The sequence below is a fragment of the Altererythrobacter sp. MTPC7 genome, from assembly GCF_042851395.1.
Classification (GTDB): Bacteria; Pseudomonadota; Alphaproteobacteria; order Sphingomonadales; family Sphingomonadaceae; genus CAJXSN01.
The window spans coordinates 91719-109874 of sequence record NZ_BTGS01000005.1 but is presented as its reverse complement, the minus strand read 5'-3'; the positions used below and the strand labels follow the sequence as shown (position 1 = coordinate 109874).

The window sequence follows — 18156 nt, the reverse complement described above, 5'->3', positions numbered from 1 at the left end:
CGCATCATCGCGCCCGTTTCCGGGCCGGTCAGTGTGGGATCAGAAGACCTCGAACAGGCCTGCTGCACCCATGCCGCCGCCGACGCACATGGTGACGACCGCGTATTTCGCACCGCGGCGCTTGCCTTCCAGCAGGGCGTGGCCCGTGCAACGTGCGCCCGTCATGCCGTAGGGGTGACCGATGGAGATCGAGCCGCCGTTCACGTTGAGCTTGTCATTGTCGATGCCCAGCTTGTCGCGGCAATAGAGGACCTGCACGGCGAATGCCTCGTTCAGTTCCCACAGGTCGATGTCGTCGACCTTCAGGTCGAACCGCTCGAGCAGCTTGGGGATGGCGAAGATCGGGCCGATGCCCATTTCGTCAGGCTCCGTCCCGGCGACGGCCATGCCGACATAGCAGCCGAGCGGGGTCAGGCCCTTCTTGGCGGCAGTCGCGGCTTCCATCACGACGACGGCGGACGAACCGTCGGACAGCTGGCTGGCATTGCCTGCCGTGATCGTCGTGTCCGGGCCGAGAACCGGCGGCAGGCTGGCCAGCCCTTCGAGCGTGGTGGAGGGACGGTTGCCCTCGTCCTTCGCGATGGTGACTTCCTGTTCGGAAACCTCGCCGCTTTCCTTGTCCTTCACCATGTGGGTGGTGGTGACGGAGACGATTTCGTCGTCGAACAGGCCGGCTTCCTGGGCGGCAGCGGTGCGCTGCTGCGACTGGAGCGCGTACTCGTCCTGCGCTTCGCGGGTGATGCCGTAGCGATCGGCGACGGTCTGCGCGGTCTGCAGCATCGGCATGTAGATCGCATTGTGCATCGCCATCAGCGACTTGTCCGGGGATACGCGCATTTCCGGTGTCTGGACGAGGCTGATCGATTCCTGGCCGCCGGCCGCGACGATATCCATGCGGTCGAGCGTGACCTGCTTCGACGCGGTGGCGATCGACATCAGGCCGCTGGAGCACTGGCGGTCGATCGTCATGCCGCTGGTGCCGATCGGGCAGCCTGCGCGAAGCGCGACCTGGCGAGCGAGGTTGCCGGCCTGCGTGCCCTGCTGCAGCGCGGAGCCCCACAGGACGTCGTCGACTTCACCCGGTTCGATATTCGCACGCTCGATCGCCGGGGCGAGAGCGTAGGAGCCGAGCGTGGCGCCCGGGGTGGAATTGAAAGCGCCCTTGTAGGCCTTGCCCATACCGGTACGGGCGGTGGAAACGATGACTGCGTCGCGCATGGCGAACTCCTGTGACTAGAGGGAATAATGCGTGACCGGCGCCCGTCGGCGCCGGGATTGGTATGGCGGGATCAGACGAAGTACTGGGTGATCCATTCGCAGATCAGCGCGGGCTTGTCCTCGCCCTCGATCTCGATCGTGATCTCGGCGGTCTGCTGCCACTGGCCGGGGCGCTTCTCGATCATCTCGAGCAGCTTCCAGTGGCCGCGAATGCGCTTGCCGACGCGCACGGGGTTGATGAAGCGGGTCTTGTTGCCGCCGTAGTTCACGCCCATTTTCACGCCGTCGATCTTCGGCATGTCGCTGTTGGCGCCCAGATAGGGGATCATTGACAGGGTCATGAAGCCATGCACGATGGTTCCGCCGAACGGCGTCATCTTGGCTTTCTCTTCATCGATATGGATGAACTGGTGATCGCCGGTTGCATCGGCGAACATGTTCACCTTTTCCTGCGTCATCTCGGTCCATTCGCTGCTGCCGAGCTGTTCGCCTGTCTTTTCTGCCAGTTCCTGCGGGGTCATGTGCCTCTCCTTCAAGACGGTACGGGTTGAATTGCCGCACCTCATGCAGGAAGCCGCACCTTAGCGCAATGCGGGGCGCGGCGACGCTACGTCAGGCCCGTCCCCTGTCGCGGCAGGCCGTTCCACCCGGGCCCCGATCCCGCGTTTTCTGGGCGAATCGAGCCGTTTGCAATAGACGTGCAGCGCGATCTGCAGGCCGATCAGCATCATGATGAAGGCCTGGTAGGCGATGCCCTGGAACGTCGCGCCGACCAGATAGATGATATGGGCGTATTGCAGCGCCGTGGCGAGCGGGGCCTGCCATTGCATCCCCTCGCCCGTGCGGCCCCGCCATCGGCGGCGGATACGTTCCATGTGCCACAGGCCCAGCAATTGCAGCCACAGCCAGATGCCCAGCCCGAAGAAGCCCTGCTCGCCCAGCACCTCGAAATAGGCGGAATGGAACGCGCGCGCCTCGTCCGTGACCGTGTCGTACTCGACCGACACGGTATTGCCCTCGCCCGTGCGGGTGGGGAGGCGGTAGGTGAAGCTGTTGGCCCTGTATATGTCGAAGCCGCCGCCGCTCGGGTTCTCGGCAGCATACTCGATGGTCCATTCCCACACGGCCAGGCGGGTGGATGCGGATTCGTCCCCGTCATGGCTGCCGATTGTGGCCATGCGCTCGTAATAGCTTTGCGGAATAAACGGCAGGGCCATGATGCCCAGCAGGCCGCCTGCAAGGATGAACATGGCCCGCCGTTTGACATCGCGCAGGGCGAGGACGGCGATGACCGCGATGCAGACGAGACCGGTGCGGGCCTCCGTGCCGATCGGGATCAGCAGGCAGGCGAAGATCAGGCAATAGGCGAATATCTTCACCCGCCAATCCGGCTTGAAGATCGTGCCATGCCGCGTGAACCACAGGATCAGCGGGATCAGGCCGATGGCGATCGTCGCCAGGGTCGAGCTTTCGTAGAGACCGCTATTGTCGTTCACGAAGAAATAGAGGCTTTCGTACCCGCCCCCGCCCAGCGCGGTCTTCATGCTGGCGGAAATGATGATGGCGGCAGCGGTCAGGACCATGACCAGCAGGGCCGCTTCCAGCCGCAGGCGCGTCATGATGGTAAAGGGCAGGAAGATGGCGAAGACCATCGCTTTCCAGACCCAGTCCCATTTCAGCGCCGCCTCTACCGGGAAAGGCGAGAATTGCAGGGTGAAGAAACACCACAGCAGGAAGACGAGCAGCAGGCCCTGCCGGAAGGAGAACTTCACGTCCTTTTTCGAATCGGTCAGGATCCAGCCGAGGAATGCCGCGCAGAACGCGATTAGCGACAGCGGGAAAATCTGCGTCAGCGCCCAGCCGATCTTCTGCGGGGCAAGGATGTCGATGTAGAGATAGGCGAGCACCCAGACGAAGGGCCGCTTGATGCCCAGCGCGAAGAATACCAGCACGAACAGGAAGAGCGCAGCGTCCAGCATGGCGCTATCCGCGACCCCGTGTGCGGCCAGCGCGTTTTGGCGGCTGCGACGACCCGGCCTCCGCTTCCGCAGCATCCGCCTGCGCCAGGGTCTGGACCTCCTCCCGGTCGAGTTCGTCCCGGCCCAGGATGCGCAGCAGCGCAACCAGTATCAGCCCGTGGGTCAGGGCTAGGGCGAAATAGTCGATCATGACGCTTCGGGCGGCTCCGTAGGGGCAGGCTGCATGCGATACAGACCCGCTTCTGGTTACCATCGCGCTATCATCGACCGGTTGACGGGCCGTTAAGCAAACTCTGGCACAGGTCGCTCCCATGACCCGTGTGCTGCATGTCCTCGACCATTCGCTGCCGCTCCACAGCGGCTACACCTTCCGTACCCGTGCCATCCTGAAGGCGCAGGAACGCGCCGGACTGGACGTTCGCGGCATCACCGGCCTCAGACACGTGGCAGAAGGCCCCGCGATAGAGCAGGCAGAGGGCCTGACCTTCCATCGCACCCCGGTAAATCCCGACGGGTCGCGCGAGACAGGCTCCGTCCCGGCGCTTGCGGAAATACGCGAAGTGAACCGGCTGGCGAAGGCGATAACCCGGCTGGCGCAGGACTGGCGGCCGGATATCCTCCATGCCCATTCCCCGGCGCTCTGCGGTCTGGCCGCGGTGCGGGCGGGCGCGCGGCTCGGGATCCCTGTGGTCTACGAAATCCGCGCCTTCTGGGAGGATGCGGCCGTCGGCAACGGCCAGGGCCGGGAAGGTTCGATCAAGTATCGCATGACCCGCGCGCTGGAAAACCGCGTCGTCGCCCGGGCCGATGCCGTCTTCACCATCTGCGGGGGCCTGCGCGGCGACCTGATCGCACGCGGCTTCGACGGCGGGCGCATCGGTATCTCGCCCAACGGCGTCGACATGTCGGTGTTCGGCCAGCCGGCCGGCCGCGACCCTTCACTGGCGGCAAGACTGGGCCTCGGCGAGGGGCCGGTCATCGGTTTCATCGGCAGTTTCTACGATTACGAGGGGCTGGACGACCTGATCGCCGCCCTGCCTGCAACGCGGGAAAGCCATCCGGGCGCGCAGCTGCTGCTGACCGGCGGAGGTCCGATGGACGATGCCCTTCGCGCGCAGGCGGCGGCGTCCCCCTGCGCCGGTCATATCCACTTCACGGGCCGCGTCCCGCATGAAGAGGTCGAGAACTATTACGCCCTGATCGACATCCTTGCCTATCCGCGCAAGGCCAGCCGCCTGACCGATCTGGTCACCCCGCTCAAACCGCTGGAGGCCATGGCGCAGCGCCGGCTGGTGGCGGCATCGGATGTCGGCGGGCACCGCGAACTCATTACCGACGGTGTGACCGGCACGCTGTTCCCGGCCGACGATCCGGCAGGCATCGCCGCCGGGCTTTCAGCCCTGATCGACCTTCGATGCGAATGGGATGCCATGCGAGAACGCGGCTTTGCCCATGTCGCCACGCGCCACGACTGGGCGGACAACATTCATCGTTATCAAAGCGTTTACCATCATTTGCTAGCCCCTCCACTGAACAGGTCCATTCCGGCCGCTGCCTGACCGGCAGAACGCGCCCGGCGGACCGCAACAGGGAAGTGGTTTGAACATGGCAGGCACAAAGCAGAAAAGCGCAAAGGGCGGGGCTCCGATAAGCTCGCACCCGGCCTTTCCGGCGATCGTCGGCCTGTGGTTTGCAGCCCTGTTCGGGATCGGCAGCCTGGTTCTGCCGACCGGCTTTTTCGAAACCGTGGTCGTGGCAATAGGGCTCGATGCCGTCCTGCCTGCGGCCGCACCGCCTCTCGGCTTTACCGCACGGGCGGCGATTGCCGTCGCAGCGGCTGCATTGGGCCTTGCGCTTGGTCTCTTCCTCGCACGCAAGGTCGTGGCGGCGCAGGCGAACAGCCAGGAACGGTCGCGCGATTTGAAGCTGAAGGAAGAGGATCGCCATCCCGACGCCCCGGCCAAGCGTCCGATTTCCGCGCGCAAGGAATTGGGCAGCGAGGGTCTAGGCCCTGTCACCGATCCGTGGAAGTTCGAAGACGAGTGGGCGGACGACGACGACGATTACGACGTCGTCATCGATGATGCAGATGACAATATCGACGATGATGACGCGGATGACGATTTCCATGTCGAAGACCGGGATGTGGCGGCCGAGACTGCCGCCGATCCCGCGCCGGTTGCCGGACACGTCGCCGGACGCCGCCGTGCCCTGTCGGTGACCGACGATTCGGGTCCGAGCGATTTCCTGATGAATGCGCCGTTGCCCGGCCAGAACCCGGACGGACCACTCGAACTCGATGTCCTCGAACTGGAACCGATTGCCGAGGATGTCACCGAGGATGTCCCCGAGGATGATGCCGCGCGCAACGATTTCGCCCAGGACATCGAGGCATTGCGCAATGACGATGCGCCCGCCGCGTTCACATCGAACCCCGAAACGGCGGCCAAGCCGACACATGAAGAATTCGCACCCCGCGAAGAGGAACACTCCATGACGCCCAGTGACCTGGAACCTGCCAACGCCGCTGCTTTTTCTTCCGGAGTTGCCCCGAGCGACCGGGCCCTGTCCGATCTCGGTATGGCCGAACTGGTCGAACGGTTCGCCAGCGCCCTGCAGGCCAAGGCGATCCGGGACGAGGACGCGGCAAAGGCGAAGCCGCAGTCGTACCCGGCAGTGACGGTGGACACCGGCGCCAACCCATTTGCGGACCGCGCCGCCGAACTCGATCCCGATGGCCAGGGCTTTGCGGGGGCCCGGCCCTTCGCTGCGCCACCGGTAGCCCAAGCGCAGGCACCGGTGCCGCAGGCCGGATTAGAGACGGAGCCGGCCCAAGAAACGGCTGAATTCGATACGCCCGCACCGGCGGAGACCGAAGCGCCCATGCCGATGGTCTTCCGCCCGGCGGGCAGCCTTCATGCCGGGGAAGCGGACGACGATAACGCTGCGTCGCACTCACCCTTCGGCAAGCCGGATGCCGTCCCCAGTGCTTTGCAGCCTGTGGGTTTCGATGACGATAGCGAGGACGACGAGGACGCGGACCTGCCCCTGTCGATCAACTTTGCAGCCCATCGCGATTTCGCACCGCCCGCAGCAGGGGACGATACCGGCAGCGTTCCCTTCGCCCAGCCCTCACCGTTCTCCGCACCCGAAAGCGTGGAGCTGGACGAGGAAGAGGAAGACAACGACGCATACAGCTCGCTTCTTTCCATGAAGAGCAGGCTTTCGGGCCAGGAATTCGCCCGCGTCGACGAAACGGAAGACGATTTCGGGGATGCACCGGAGCCGGTTGTCACATTCCCCGGGCAAGATTCCGCCGACGCGCAGACAACCCCGCCCTCCCCCGCTGCGCAACCGTCTGCAGGACAGGATGCAGCACGTCCCTTCGACGCTCCGCAGGCCCCGCCCTCCAGCCAGCCCGTGCCTTCGGCCCGTCAGTCGCCCGCCGATGCGAGCGAGACCGAGCGTGCCTTGCGCGAAGCGCTGGAGAAATTGCAGCGCATGAGTGGCGCCGCCTGATTGCCCGCGGGCGTTCGCACGCCCACAGCGAACCGGGCGGATAGCCGATGAATACGTAATTGCGGCGCGTTTCGGACGCCCGCTTTGCGCGGGCCAAGAATTCGTTCGCGCCTTCGCACTTGCAAAAAACATATCCTGTCGTCACAAGAAGGCTTCGCGACAGTTTCGTATCAGGCGCAGCCTGCGAAACGCGTGCTTCATTGCCGCGTTCACGCCGAAAGGTGTGGCAACGCGGCATCTGACAGGACTGTTTTTATGACGAACCCCGCTTCGCAGGGCCTTTACGATCCGCGCAACGAACACGACGCCTGCGGTGTCGGCTTTATCGCGCATATCAAGGGTGAACGGAGCCACGGGATCGTCAAACAGGCGCTGGAAATCCTCGCCAATCTCGATCACCGCGGTGCGGTGGGGGCCGATCCCCTGCTGGGCGATGGCGCCGGCATCCTGCTGCAGATCCCCGATCCCCTCATCCGCAAATGGGCGGAAAAGCATGGCAAGGACCTGCCCGTACGCGGGGAATACGCCGTCGCCATGTGCTTCTTGCCGCAGGACGATGCCGCGCGCGAATTCGTGACCGAGCGGCTCGAGCGGTTCGTCGAGAAGGAAGGGCAGAGCGTCATCGGCTGGCGCGACGTGCCCCTGACGATGGACGGGCTGGGCAAGGCCGTCATCGATTCGATGCCGGTCATCCGCCAGTGCATCGTCGGCCGCGGGGCGAACTGCGCCGACGAGGCCGCGTTCGAGCGCAAGCTGGTCGTCATCCGTAAGCAGACGCTCAATCCCCTGTCCATGCTGGCGGAAAAGCACGACCTGCCGGGCCTTACCCAGACCTATATTCCCAGCTTCAATGCGCGAACCATCGTGTACAAGGGCCTGCTGCTGGCGAACCAGGTCGGTTCGTTCTACGACGATCTGCGGGACGAGAACTGCGTCTCCGCGCTCGGTCTCGTCCACCAGCGCTTCAGCACCAACACCTTCCCCAGCTGGCGGCTTGCCCACCCCTATCGCTTCATGGCGCATAACGGGGAAATCAACACCGTTCGCGGCAATGTGAACTGGATGAACGCGCGCCGCCGCACGATGGAAAGCGCCGCGCTGGGACCGGACCTCGACAAGATGTGGCCGCTGATCCCGCACGGCCAGTCGGATACCGCCTGCCTCGACAACGCGCTGGAGCTGCTGCTGGCCGGCGGGTACAGCCTGGCCCACGCGATGATGATGCTGATGCCGGAGGCATGGGCCAAGAACACGCAGATGGATCCGTCGCGCCGTGCGTTCTACGAATATCACGCTGCGCTGATGGAACCGTGGGACGGCCCTGCCGCCGTGGCCTTTACCGACGGGCGCCAGATCGGCGCGACGCTGGACCGCAACGGCCTGCGCCCGGCGCGCTTCTGCGTGACGAAGGACGATCTCATCTGCCTCGCCTCGGAAAGCGGCGTGCTGCCGTTCGACGATGCGGACATCACGCGCAAATGGCGCCTGCAGCCCGGCAAGATGCTGCTGATCGACCTGCAGGAAGGCCGGATCATCGAGGATGCCGAGCTCAAGGCCCAGCTCTCGGCCGACAAGCCCTATGCCGAGTGGCTGGAAACCGCGCAGTACAAGCTGGAAGACCTCGACATCGTCGATCCCGAATTCGCCCAGCTGCCGCAGGACGAGAACATGGAAACGCCGACCCTGCTGCAGGCGCAGCAGGCGTTCGGATATACGCAGGAAGACATCACCCGCTTCCTCGAACCGATGGCCGTCAATGCCGACGATCCGCTGGGGTCGATGGGTACGGATACGCCGATCGCCGTGCTGTCGGACAAGAGCCGCCTGCTCTACGATTATTTCAAGCAGAACTTCGCACAGGTCACCAACCCGCCGATCGACCCGATCCGCGAGGAACTGGTGATGAGCCTGCTGTCGATGATCGGGCCGCGCCCGAACCTGCTGGGCATGGATGCCGGCACGCACAAGCGGCTCGAGGTCAGCCAGCCGATCCTGACCAATGCCGACCTTGCCAAGATCCGTTCCGTCGAGACGTCGCTGGACGGCGCGTTCCGGACCGCCACTGTCGACACCACCTGGGACGCGGCCAACGGCAGCGCCGGCGTCGAACTGGCGATCAAGGAGATGTGCTGGGCGGCGACCGAAGCCGTGCTGCAGGACGCCAACATCCTGATCCTGTCCGACCGCGCGATGAGCGAGGGCCGGGTGCCCCTGCCCGCCGCCCTCGCGACCGCCGCCGTGCATCACCACCTCGTGCGGCAGGGCCTGCGCATGCAGACCGGCCTGGTCGTCGAGACGGGCGAGGCGCGCGAGGTCCATCATTACTGTGTTCTGGCGGGCTACGGCGCAGAGGCGATCAATCCCTATCTCGCTTTCGAGACGCTGGAGAACCTGCGCGAAAAACGTCATCCGGACCTGACGCCTGCACAGGTCGAGGGCAATTACGTGAAAGCCGTTGGCAAGGGCATCCGCAAGGTCATGTCCAAGATGGGCATCAGCACCTACCAGTCCTATTGCGGGGCCCAGATCTTCGACGCGGTCGGCCTGTCGAGCGCGTTCATCGACAGCTATTTCACCGGCACCGCGACCACGATCGAGGGTATCGGTCTGAAGGAAGTGGCCGAGGAATCGATCCGCAGGCACCAACTCGCCTTCGGCGACGATCCGCTGCATACCGAGATGCTGGAAGTCGGCGGCATCTACCAGTACCGCCTGCGGGGCGAGGATCACGCCTGGACCCCGACCAATGTCGCGCAGCTGCAGCACGCCGTGCGCGGCGGGCCGGACGAGAAGGGGTACGAGAATTACGCCGCCTTCGCCGAATCGCTCAACAACCAGGCGGAACGCCTGCTGACCATTCGCGGCCTCCTGGAATTCGAGGAAGCGGAAACGCCCCTGCCATTGGACGAGGTCGAGCCGGCATCGGAAATTGTGAAGCGTTTCAGCACCGGCGCGATGAGCCTGGGCTCCATCAGCCACGAGGCGCATTCGACCATGGCGATTGCCATGAACCGCATGGGCGGCCGCTCCAACACCGGCGAAGGGGGCGAGGAGCCCTTCCGCTTCACGCCGATGGAAAACGGCGATTCCATGCGTAGTCGGATCAAGCAGGTCGCATCGGGCCGCTTCGGCGTGACGACCGAATACCTCGTCAATTCGGACGACATCCAGATCAAGATGGCACAGGGCGCGAAGCCCGGCGAGGGTGGCCAGCTGCCCGGTCACAAGGTCGACAAGCGTATCGGCGCCGTGCGTCACTCGACGCCGGGCGTGGGCCTCATCAGCCCGCCGCCGCATCACGACATCTATTCGATCGAGGATCTGGCACAGCTGATCCACGACCTGAAGAACGTGCAGCCGACCAGCCGCATCTCGGTCAAGCTCGTCTCCGAAGTCGGGGTCGGCACCGTGGCTGCCGGCGTGTCGAAGGCGCGCGCCGACCATGTCACCATCTCGGGTTATGAAGGCGGCACCGGAGCCTCGCCGCTGACTTCGCTGACCCATGCCGGGTCCCCGTGGGAAATCGGCCTCGCCGAAACCCAGCAGACGCTGCTGCTGAACGATCTTCGCAGCCGCATCGCGGTGCAGGTCGATGGCGGCCTTCGCACCGGCCGCGACGTTGCCATCGGCGCGCTGCTGGGGGCAGACGAGTTCGGTTTCTCGACCGCGCCGCTGATTGCAGCGGGCTGCATCATGATGCGCAAATGCCACCTCAACACCTGCCCGGTCGGCGTGGCGACGCAGGATCCCGTGCTGCGGGCCCGCTTCACCGGCACGCCGGAACACGTCATCAACTACTTCTTCTACGTCGCGGAGGAATTGCGGGCCATCATGGCACGCATGGGCTTCCGCACGGTGGAAGAGATGGTCGGACGCGTCGACCGGCTGGATGCGCGCCGTGCAGAACGCCACTGGAAGGCGCGCGGCGTCGACCTTGGCGGCCTGCTCCACCAGGTCGCCCTGCCGGAAGGCCGCAAGCTTCACCACACCGATACGCAGGATCACGGGCTTGCCGCCGCGCTCGACAACGACCTGATCGCTGCCGCCGCGCCTGCCATCGAAAACAGCGAAGCTGTCCAGATCGACCGCGAAATCCGCAATGTCCACCGCACTGTGGGCGCGATGCTGTCGGGCAGGATCGCGGAAAAGTACGGGCACGAGGGGCTGCGTCCCGATACCGTGCGCGTGAACTTCACCGGGGTCGCAGGACAAAGCTTCGGCGCATGGCTGGCCCACGGCGTGACTCTGGACCTCGTCGGCGATGCCAACGACTATGTCGGCAAGGGGTTGTCGGGCGGCCGCATCATCGTGCGCGCACCGGATGACGCCCCGCGCGAACCGGGCAGCAACATCATCGTCGGCAATACCGTCCTGTATGGCGCAATAGCTGGCGAGGCCTATTTCGAAGGCGTCGCGGGCGAGCGTTTCGCGGTCCGCAATTCGGGCGCCATCGCGGTGGTCGAAGGGACCGGCGACCATGCCTGCGAATACATGACCGGCGGCGCCGTCGTCGTCCTGGGCAAGACCGGGCGCAATTTCGCAGCCGGGATGAGCGGCGGCATCGCCTATGTCTTCGACGAAGACGGCACGTTTGCCGACCTGGTGAATCCCGCACAGGTGGAACTGGAACGGATCGTGGCCGACGCGAACGAGGAGGAAGGCGCAGGCTATCCCCGTCAGCGTCCGCAGAGCGTCCACGATTTCGGGCTGGGCGACATGCTGCGCCACGACGCGGACCGCCTGAAGATCCTGATCGAACGGCACAAGCTTCACACCGGCAGTGCCCGCGCCGCCGCCATCCTCGAGGACTGGGATGCCAGCCTCGCGAAATTCGTAAAAGTCATGCCGACCGATTATCGCCGTGCGCTCACCACGCTGGAGAACGAGCGGAACGAAGCGGCCTCGGAAGCGGCGGAATAAGGACCTCACATCATGGGCAAGGAAACAGGCTTCCTCGAGATCGAGCGCCGCGAGCGGGATTATATCGCGCCCGAGGAACGGCTGGGCAATTACCGGGAATTCATCAAGACCCCGCCGGACGAGGAATTGCAGGCGCAGGCCGCGCGGTGCATGAATTGCGGCATTCCGTATTGTCACAACGGCTGCCCGGTGAACAACATCATCCCGGACTGGAACCACCTGGTCTACGAGGCGGACTGGAAGAACGCGCTGACCGTCCTCCATTCAACGAACAATTTTCCCGAATTCACGGGCCGCATCTGCCCCGCCCCGTGCGAGGCAGCCTGCACCCTCAACATCACCGACGAGCCGGTGACCATCAAGAGCATCGAAGCCGCCATCATCGATCGCGGCTGGGAAGAAGGCTGGGTCACGCCGCAGGTGCCGGAGAAGAAGACCGGCAAGGCCGTGGCCGTCGTCGGCTCCGGACCCGCGGGCCTTGCTTGCGCGCAGCAACTGGCCCGCGCCGGCCATGCCGTCACCGTGTTCGAGAAGAATGACCGGATCGGCGGCTTGCTGCGCTATGGCATTCCCGACTTCAAGATGGAGAAGCATCTGATCAACCGCCGCGCGGTGCAGATGGAAGCCGAAGGCGTCGTCTTCAAAACCAGCTCCGAAGTCGGCGTGGAGGTTTCGCTGAAGGCCCTTCGCGAGAATTTCGACGCGATCGTCCTTGCAGGCGGCGCGGAAGAGGCGCGCGCGCTCGACATACCGGGCTCGGAGAAGGCCGGGGTGCGCCTCGCCATGGAATTCCTGACCCAGCAGAACAAGCGCAATGCCGGCGATGACGAAGTGCGCGCCGCCCCGCGCGGAACGCTGACGGCAGAGGGCAAAGATGTCATCGTGATCGGCGGCGGCGATACAGGCTCCGACTGCGTGGGCACGTCGAACCGGCAGGGCGCGAAGAGCGTCACCCAGCTGGAAATCATGCCCCAGCCGCCGGAGAAGGAAGACAAGGCGATGACCTGGCCGAACTGGCCGGTGAAGATGCGCACGTCGTCCAGCCACGAGGAAGGCGCCAACCGCGACTGGGGTGTCCTGACCAAGCGTGTCGTCGGCGATGGCGAGACCGTGACCGGCCTCGAATGCGTCCGCATCGAATGGGAAGGCGGCTCCTTCAAGGAAGTTCCGGGCAGCGAATTCACCCTGCCTGCGGATCTCATCCTGCTGGCCATGGGTTTCACGGGACCGCAGAAACGCGGCCTTCTCGACCGGGTAGAGGTGGAACTGGACCAGCGCGGCAATGTCGCGGCCAATACGGAAGACTACGCCACCAGCGAGGCCGGCATTTTCGCCTGCGGCGACATGCGCCGGGGCCAGAGCCTGGTCGTATGGGCGATCCGCGAAGGACGCCAAGCCGCGCGCGCCGTGGACGAGGCATTGATGGGTGCAACGTCGCTGCCGCGCTGACCCATGCCGGCGTTCGTGCTTCGCATTCCCTGTATCCTGCTCCTTGTCATTCCGCTGGCAAGTTGCGTGTCCGCCCCGCACGATGCCCCCCCACAGAATCGGGCGCAGGAGCTAGCGCAAGACCGAGGCCAGGCGGACCCGGATGGTCCCGAGACCGGTTTTACCGGACGATACGATGGCAGTTCCTTCGAGACCGCGATGGGAATGCGGATCGAAGACGACGGCACGTTCGGCTGGGGTCTGTCTGTCGGTGCGCTCGATTTCGCGGCGCGCGGGACCTGGATGCAGAGGGGAGACACGATCGTCTTTCGTTCGGTGCCGGAACCCGTCCGTCCGGAGTTCGAGGTTCTGTCGGTCGGCCGCTCCACCAGCGAAGCGATGGTCGAGATTGTATGGGCAGGAAGCGAGCAATCGTTCCGCTACGCCACGATCACTGTCGATTGCGGGCAAGGCATCCGGTTGCGGCGGAATGCAGTGGAGGGTCATTGGTCCCCTGCGGCCGGGGAATGCCCTGAGCCTGTTTCGCTCCTCGTCGATGAAGAAATGCACGATGCGGCTTCGCCCGCGTTGAACCTGTCAGGGCTTGGCTGGAGCGAAGGCGATACGGTGCGGATAGCTTTCCAGCCGAATGACCTGCGCCTCACCAGCTTTACCGGCCTCGAAGGCACGCTCGACGGCGACATTCTGACGATCGAGGGTTGGCGCTGGCCGCTGCAGTTGAAGAAAGTCGATTAAACGGCCGGCGACCGGGTGGTGACCCGTCAGGCCCTCTCTGCTGCCACCCCATCCCAGTCTACCGGTCTACGCCCGGCAGAACGAAGAAACGCGTTGGTGCGGCTGAAGGGGCGCGACCCGAAAAACCCGCGCCGCGCCGAAAGCGGGCTGGGATGCGGGGACTGGATCACGAGATGATGCGGGGCGGACAGGGCCGGGATATCGCGCAGCTTCTTCTGCGCATGCGCGCCCCATAGCAAGAATACGGTCGGCGCCGCGCGCTGTGCCACGGCCGTGATCGCGGCATCGGTAATGGCTTCCCAGCCGCGCCCCGCATGGCTGCCCGCCTTCGCCTCCTCCACCGTCAGGCTGGTATTGAGGAGCAGCACGCCTTCCCGCGCCCAGGGTTCCAGATTGCCGTGAGGAGGCGGTGCGATCCCCAGATCCTCGTGCAATTCCTTGTAGATATTGCGCAGCGACGGCGGCATTTTCAAGCCATCCGGCACGCTGAAGGCGAGGCCGTGGGCCTGTCCCGGACCGTGATAGGGGTCCTGCCCCAGGACTACCGCCCGCACTTGCTCCAGGGGAGTCAGTTCCAAGGCGCGCAGGCGGCTGCCGCGCGGGGGATGAACGGCCTTCCCCGCCGCTTCCTCTGCTCGCAGCCATTCGCCCAGCCGCCGTGCCTCGTCGCTCGCCAGCGCAGGCGCCAGGGCTGCGCGCCAGCTATCGGGTATGGCCTCGGTCATCATCCGGCACGCTAGTCCCCTCGCCCGCATCGCGCCATGCACCCTTTCCCTCAATCCCCGATGGGCCTAGGAGCGCTTGTCTATGGCTGTACATTTTCACGAAGAAGACCTTCCCGCAGGCGTCCTGCAGGGCGACGCCCCGCTCGCCGTCGATACGGAGACCATGGGTCTCGTCACCCGGCGCGACCGCCTGTGCATCGTCCAGATCAGCGACGGCGGCCCAGACGAACATCTCGTGCGCTTCAATACCGGCAGTCCCTACGATGCGCCGAACCTGAAGGCACTCCTTGCCGACCGTTCGCGGGTGAAGCTGTACCATTTCGCCCGGTTCGACCTGGCGGCGATCGAGCATTACCTTGGCGTCGATGCCTCGCCCGTCTTCTGCACCAAGATCGCGAGCAAGCTGGTACGAACCTTCACCGATCGCCACGGCTTGAAGAACCTGGTCGAGGATCTCCTGGGCGAAAGCATTTCCAAGCAGCAACAGTCGAGCGACTGGGGCGGCCCGGTCATCAACGATGCGCAGCGCGATTACGCCGCCAGCGACGTGCGTTTCCTTCACCGGATGAAGGACGAACTGGAAACGCGCCTCGAACGCGAAGGCCGCACCGAAATCGCGCAGGCCGCTTTCGATTTCCTGCCCACCCGCGCCCGGCTGGACCTGATGGGCTGGGAGAACAAGGACCTGTTCAGCCACGAAGGCTGATAGCACCCCCGCATGAGCGAACGCATCGACAGCCAGGAATCCAAGGCGCTGCGGCGCGGGCGAAGACGATTCGCCGCGCCGGGCGGATTCCATGACCGGCTTGTGCGGTTGCTCGCAGTGGCCCTGCCCATGGGCGTCGGGGTCCTGGCCGCGTTGATGATCGTCATCCCGCTGGCCCCGCGGGGCGAAGTCAGCTTCCTGCTGGACCGGGACAAGGTCGCCGTGATCGACGAAAGGCTGCGGGTCGACAACGCGATGTATCGCGGCTCCGACAATCGCGGACGCCCCTTCTCGCTCACCGCGGACGAGGCGGTCCAGCAATCGAGCGAGGAGGGCATTTTGCGCCTCGACATGCTGGTTGCCCGGCTCCTGCTGCCGGAAGGCCCGGCCAGCCTGCGGGCGGAAGGCGGCGAATACATGATCCGCGACGATCTGGTGGACGTGAACGGAACCCTGCGGCTGGCAGCGGCCGACGGTTACCGCCTCGCCGCACGCGGCGTATCCATCGACCTTGGCGAACGGCAGCTGGTCGGCAGCGGAGGGGTCGAGGGGGAAATTCCCGCCGGCACCTTTTCCGCCGATGCCCTGCGCGTCGACCTGCCCGAAAGAACCGTGACCTTGACCGGCAATGCGCGCCTGCGCATGGAGCCGGGCGCACTGAGGAGCATGCAATGAGCCATCAAGGCAAGCAACTGGCAGGAACGGCCATCCGTTCGGCTGCATTCGGCTTTGCCGCGACCCTCGTGCTCGCCGCGGGGATACAGCTCAATGCGCAGGCGATCGCCAGCCACAATTCCAATGCCCCTGTCAGCTATGCCGCCGACCGGCTGGAGCTGCAGGACCGCCAGAACCGCGTCGTCCTGGCCGGGAATGTCGTCATCAGCCAGGCCGCGCTGACCCTGCGCGCAGGGCGGACTGTCGTGAATTATTCGGACGCGGGCAGCCTGTCCATCCAGCGCATCACGGCGACCGGCGGGGTGACGGTCACGCGCGGTAACGAGCGCGCCTCGGGCGAGGTCGCGGTGTACGATTTCAATCGCCGGATCATCACGATGGCCGGCAATGTCCGCCTGAACCGCGGCGGAGACACGCTCAATGGCGGTCGCCTGACGATCGACTTGCAAAGCGGCATTTCCAGCGTCGATGGCAGTGCTTCGGGCTCAAGCCCCGTCACGGGCGAACCGTCGGTGTCGACCGGCGGCAATGGCCGCGTATCGGGCACGTTCAACGTTCCGGACTGATGTCCTCGCCGTTCAGGCGTGCCGGACGGCCTTTACCGCGACGATGACGGGATAGGCGGGATCGACCGGGTCGAGCCAGCCTTCCCCGATATCCTCCTGCGCGATGCCTTGCAGGAAGCAGGTCGCGGCAAAGGCGTTGCCGAACACCTGGACCTCCACCGCGCCTTCCCCGAAGACATCGCTGAACAATCGCTCCGCCGCCATGCCGGTGAGCGACCAGTACCAGCCGTGACTCGCATCCGGCATGACCGGACTGATGCCGGGCACGGTGGCCAGCATGGTCCCGCCGGGGACGAGGCTGTCATGCAGCCGCTTCACCGCCAACGGCATGTCGTAGAGCAGGTGCAGGGTCTGCGTGACCACGGCGCAATCGAAAGCGGCCGCCGGCAGTGTGCCGGGCGCCAGCAAGTCGCCCGCTATGGTCGGGTTGTCGGCCGGATCGACGGAGATCGTATCCTGCCGCGCGATACCGCTTCCGAAACGCGCGCTGTAGGTATCGCTGCCTATCTCGAGCACCCGGCCCCCGATCGCTTCCCCGTGTTCGCCGAGGAAGCGTTCGATATAGAGCCTGTCCACCGGGGTGCCGCGGGCAAAACCGAAATCGGCGCTGACCGGGGCTATCCGGCCAAGATCGCCCATGTCGATGGTGCCTACCGGAGGATCGAGGGGCCGCCGGTTGATCCGCCGCAGCCAGTCGGCCGCGCGCCGCGGCAGCAGGCGGACCGCCAGCGCCCTCAGCGCCGCGGGCGGGGTGAGGCGCGGTGCAATGCGCATCAGGCGTGTCCGGTCGCTCCATGCATGACGCGCAGGAATATCGGGCCGGTCGCTCCATGCAAGCTCGCTGAAGGCAGCGAGCCATTGCCGTTCCCCATCCCGCCACGCCCGGTGAAGGGCGGCATCCCCCGGCTCCGGCTCGTGGGCCGCATGGACCTTGCGCGTCCAGTCGAACATGGCGCGCGCATTTGCGGAGAGCCCACCTGCATGGCGCCGGTATCCTGCGACCAGCCCGCCATGCGAGGCGACCGGATGGCGCGCGGCGAGCCGGAGGTAGACATCGTAATCCTCGACCAGCGGCAGGGTCTCGTCGAACCCTCCGGCGGCGGCCAGTTTCCGCCGGTCGTACATGACCGCGCCGTGCATCCGGATGGCATTTTCCCTTAGCAGGATCGCCCGCGCATTGGGGCCTGTCCGCCTCAGACGCGGTGCGCTGGGATTGCCGAGTTCCGCGTCGAGGTAACGGAACGCGCCGTGGACGAACGCCGCCCCGGGATTGGCCAGCAAGGCCTCTCGCCCGGTGCGCAAGGCTTCGGGATAGAGAATGTCGTCGGCGTCGAGGAACACGGCCGCATCGGTCTCGATCTCTGCAAGCCCGCGGTTGCGCGCAGCCGCCAGTCCGCGGTTCTCTGTCCGGACCACCCGGACGAATTCATAATCGCGGCACACCTTTTCGGGCGCATCGTTCGAGCCGTCGTCGATCACCACGACTTCTGCCGGCGGCAGGGTCTGCGCGGCAATGCTGCCGAGCGCATCGGACAGGAAGCGCGCGTGATTATACGCGGTAACGACGATGGCCACCGTCATCTCGGCATCATTGGTCGGGCTGTGTGTCCCCATGGGGAAGGCTCTGCCTGGAAGATTGCCGGAATGCGGCGCGATATGTGGTT

General features: G+C 65.3%; 14 protein-coding genes. 8 read left to right on the top strand and 6 right to left on the bottom strand.

The window, feature by feature from the left end; genetic code table 11:
• Positions 1 to 39: 39 nt before the first annotated feature.
• From ACGHJ7_RS05990 to ACGHJ7_RS05975, 4 genes are all read right to left on the bottom strand, one after another.
• Positions 40 to 1218, bottom strand: a complete 1179-nt coding sequence (locus ACGHJ7_RS05990; RefSeq protein ID WP_390475410.1) for an acetyl-CoA C-acyltransferase — start codon at positions 1216 to 1218, stop codon at positions 40 to 42.
• 71 nt (positions 1219 to 1289) lie between these two features.
• Positions 1290 to 1739 carry a MaoC family dehydratase gene (locus tag ACGHJ7_RS05985; protein ID WP_390475407.1) on the bottom strand — a complete coding sequence of 150 codons (450 nt, stop codon included), beginning with the start codon at positions 1737 to 1739 and terminating at the stop codon, positions 1290 to 1292.
• A 60-nt stretch (positions 1740 to 1799) separates the two neighbouring features.
• Positions 1800 to 3197, bottom strand: coding sequence for a DUF5935 domain-containing protein (locus tag ACGHJ7_RS05980; protein WP_390475405.1), 1398 nt, complete (start codon positions 3195 to 3197; stop codon positions 1800 to 1802).
• Positions 3198 to 3201: 4 nt separating this feature from the next.
• Positions 3202 to 3387: a hypothetical protein gene (locus ACGHJ7_RS05975; RefSeq protein ID WP_390475404.1), complete on the bottom strand. Its 186-nt coding sequence runs from the start codon at positions 3385 to 3387 to the stop codon at positions 3202 to 3204.
• 121 nt (positions 3388 to 3508) lie between these two features.
• On the opposite strand from ACGHJ7_RS05975, the gene ACGHJ7_RS05970 reads away from it, so the two are divergent.
• From ACGHJ7_RS05970 to ACGHJ7_RS05950, 5 genes are all read left to right on the top strand, one after another.
• Positions 3509 to 4756, top strand: coding sequence for a TIGR04063 family PEP-CTERM/XrtA system glycosyltransferase (locus tag ACGHJ7_RS05970; RefSeq protein ID WP_390475402.1), 1248 nt, complete (start codon positions 3509 to 3511; stop codon positions 4754 to 4756).
• A gap of 46 nt (positions 4757 to 4802) precedes the next feature.
• A complete protein-coding gene (locus ACGHJ7_RS05965) occupies positions 4803 to 6716 on the top strand; it encodes a hypothetical protein (protein WP_390475401.1) in 1914 nt (637 codons plus the stop codon).
• Between the two features lie 255 nt (positions 6717 to 6971).
• Positions 6972 to 11636, top strand: coding sequence for a glutamate synthase large subunit (gene gltB / locus ACGHJ7_RS05960; protein ID WP_390475399.1), 4665 nt, complete (start codon positions 6972 to 6974; stop codon positions 11634 to 11636).
• Between the two features lie 12 nt (positions 11637 to 11648).
• Positions 11649 to 13085, top strand: coding sequence for a glutamate synthase subunit beta (locus ACGHJ7_RS05955; RefSeq protein ID WP_390475397.1), 1437 nt, complete (start codon positions 11649 to 11651; stop codon positions 13083 to 13085).
• A 198-nt stretch (positions 13086 to 13283) separates the two neighbouring features.
• On the top strand, positions 13284 to 13820 hold the full coding sequence (locus tag ACGHJ7_RS05950; RefSeq protein ID WP_390475395.1) for a hypothetical protein: 537 nt from the start codon (positions 13284 to 13286) through the stop codon (positions 13818 to 13820).
• A 26-nt stretch (positions 13821 to 13846) separates the two neighbouring features.
• On the opposite strand, the gene ACGHJ7_RS05945 is transcribed toward ACGHJ7_RS05950, so the two are convergent.
• Positions 13847 to 14545 (bottom strand): uracil-DNA glycosylase, encoded by a 699-nt coding sequence (locus ACGHJ7_RS05945; protein ID WP_390475606.1) that lies wholly within the window; start codon positions 14543 to 14545, stop codon positions 13847 to 13849.
• Positions 14546 to 14627: 82 nt separating this feature from the next.
• Here ACGHJ7_RS05945 and ACGHJ7_RS05940 point away from each other — a divergent pair, with 82 nt between their 5' ends.
• Genes ACGHJ7_RS05940 through ACGHJ7_RS05930 form a run of 3 tightly spaced genes read left to right on the top strand, consistent with a single transcriptional unit; the run spans position 14628 to position 16492 of the window.
• Positions 14628 to 15251, top strand: coding sequence for a ribonuclease D (locus ACGHJ7_RS05940; protein WP_390475393.1), 624 nt, complete (start codon positions 14628 to 14630; stop codon positions 15249 to 15251).
• Between the two features lie 12 nt (positions 15252 to 15263).
• Positions 15264 to 15926, top strand: coding sequence for an LPS export ABC transporter periplasmic protein LptC (locus ACGHJ7_RS05935; protein ID WP_390475392.1), 663 nt, complete (start codon positions 15264 to 15266; stop codon positions 15924 to 15926).
• Positions 15923 to 16492, top strand: coding sequence for an LptA/OstA family protein (locus ACGHJ7_RS05930; RefSeq protein WP_390475390.1), 570 nt, complete (start codon positions 15923 to 15925; stop codon positions 16490 to 16492). The genes ACGHJ7_RS05935 and ACGHJ7_RS05930 overlap by 4 nt, the downstream gene beginning before the upstream one ends.
• Positions 16493 to 16504: 12 nt before the next feature.
• Here the strand turns inward: ACGHJ7_RS05930 and ACGHJ7_RS05925 are convergent, their stop codons facing one another.
• Positions 16505 to 18106 (bottom strand): glycosyltransferase, encoded by a 1602-nt coding sequence (locus ACGHJ7_RS05925; RefSeq protein WP_390475388.1) that lies wholly within the window; start codon positions 18104 to 18106, stop codon positions 16505 to 16507.
• Positions 18107 to 18156 lie beyond the last annotated feature (50 nt).

Excerpts from the sequence above, each read along its gene's own strand:
- ACGHJ7_RS05925 (WP_390475388.1), bottom strand. The coding sequence starts at position 18,106 with ATGGGGACACACAGCCCGACCAATGATGCCGAGATGACGGTGGCCATC.
- ACGHJ7_RS05990 (WP_390475410.1), bottom strand. The coding sequence starts at position 1,218 with ATGCGCGACGCAGTCATCGTTTCCACCGCCCGTACCGGTATGGGCAAG.
- ACGHJ7_RS05975 (WP_390475404.1), bottom strand. The coding sequence starts at position 3,387 with ATGATCGACTATTTCGCCCTAGCCCTGACCCACGGGCTGATACTGGTT.
- ACGHJ7_RS05985 (WP_390475407.1), bottom strand. The coding sequence starts at position 1,739 with ATGACCCCGCAGGAACTGGCAGAAAAGACAGGCGAACAGCTCGGCAGC.
- ACGHJ7_RS05950 (WP_390475395.1), top strand. The coding sequence starts at position 13,284 with ATGGGAATGCGGATCGAAGACGACGGCACGTTCGGCTGGGGTCTGTCT.
- ACGHJ7_RS05980 (WP_390475405.1), bottom strand. The coding sequence starts at position 3,197 with ATGCTGGACGCTGCGCTCTTCCTGTTCGTGCTGGTATTCTTCGCGCTG.
- ACGHJ7_RS05935 (WP_390475392.1), top strand. The coding sequence starts at position 15,264 with ATGAGCGAACGCATCGACAGCCAGGAATCCAAGGCGCTGCGGCGCGGG.
- ACGHJ7_RS05970 (WP_390475402.1), top strand. The coding sequence starts at position 3,509 with ATGACCCGTGTGCTGCATGTCCTCGACCATTCGCTGCCGCTCCACAGC.
- ACGHJ7_RS05955 (WP_390475397.1), top strand. The coding sequence starts at position 11,649 with ATGGGCAAGGAAACAGGCTTCCTCGAGATCGAGCGCCGCGAGCGGGAT.
- ACGHJ7_RS05945 (WP_390475606.1), bottom strand. The coding sequence starts at position 14,545 with ATGACCGAGGCCATACCCGATAGCTGGCGCGCAGCCCTGGCGCCTGCG.
- ACGHJ7_RS05965 (WP_390475401.1), top strand. The coding sequence starts at position 4,803 with ATGGCAGGCACAAAGCAGAAAAGCGCAAAGGGCGGGGCTCCGATAAGC.
- ACGHJ7_RS05930 (WP_390475390.1), top strand. The coding sequence starts at position 15,923 with ATGAGCCATCAAGGCAAGCAACTGGCAGGAACGGCCATCCGTTCGGCT.
- gltB (WP_390475399.1), top strand. The coding sequence starts at position 6,972 with ATGACGAACCCCGCTTCGCAGGGCCTTTACGATCCGCGCAACGAACAC.
- ACGHJ7_RS05940 (WP_390475393.1), top strand. The coding sequence starts at position 14,628 with ATGGCTGTACATTTTCACGAAGAAGACCTTCCCGCAGGCGTCCTGCAG.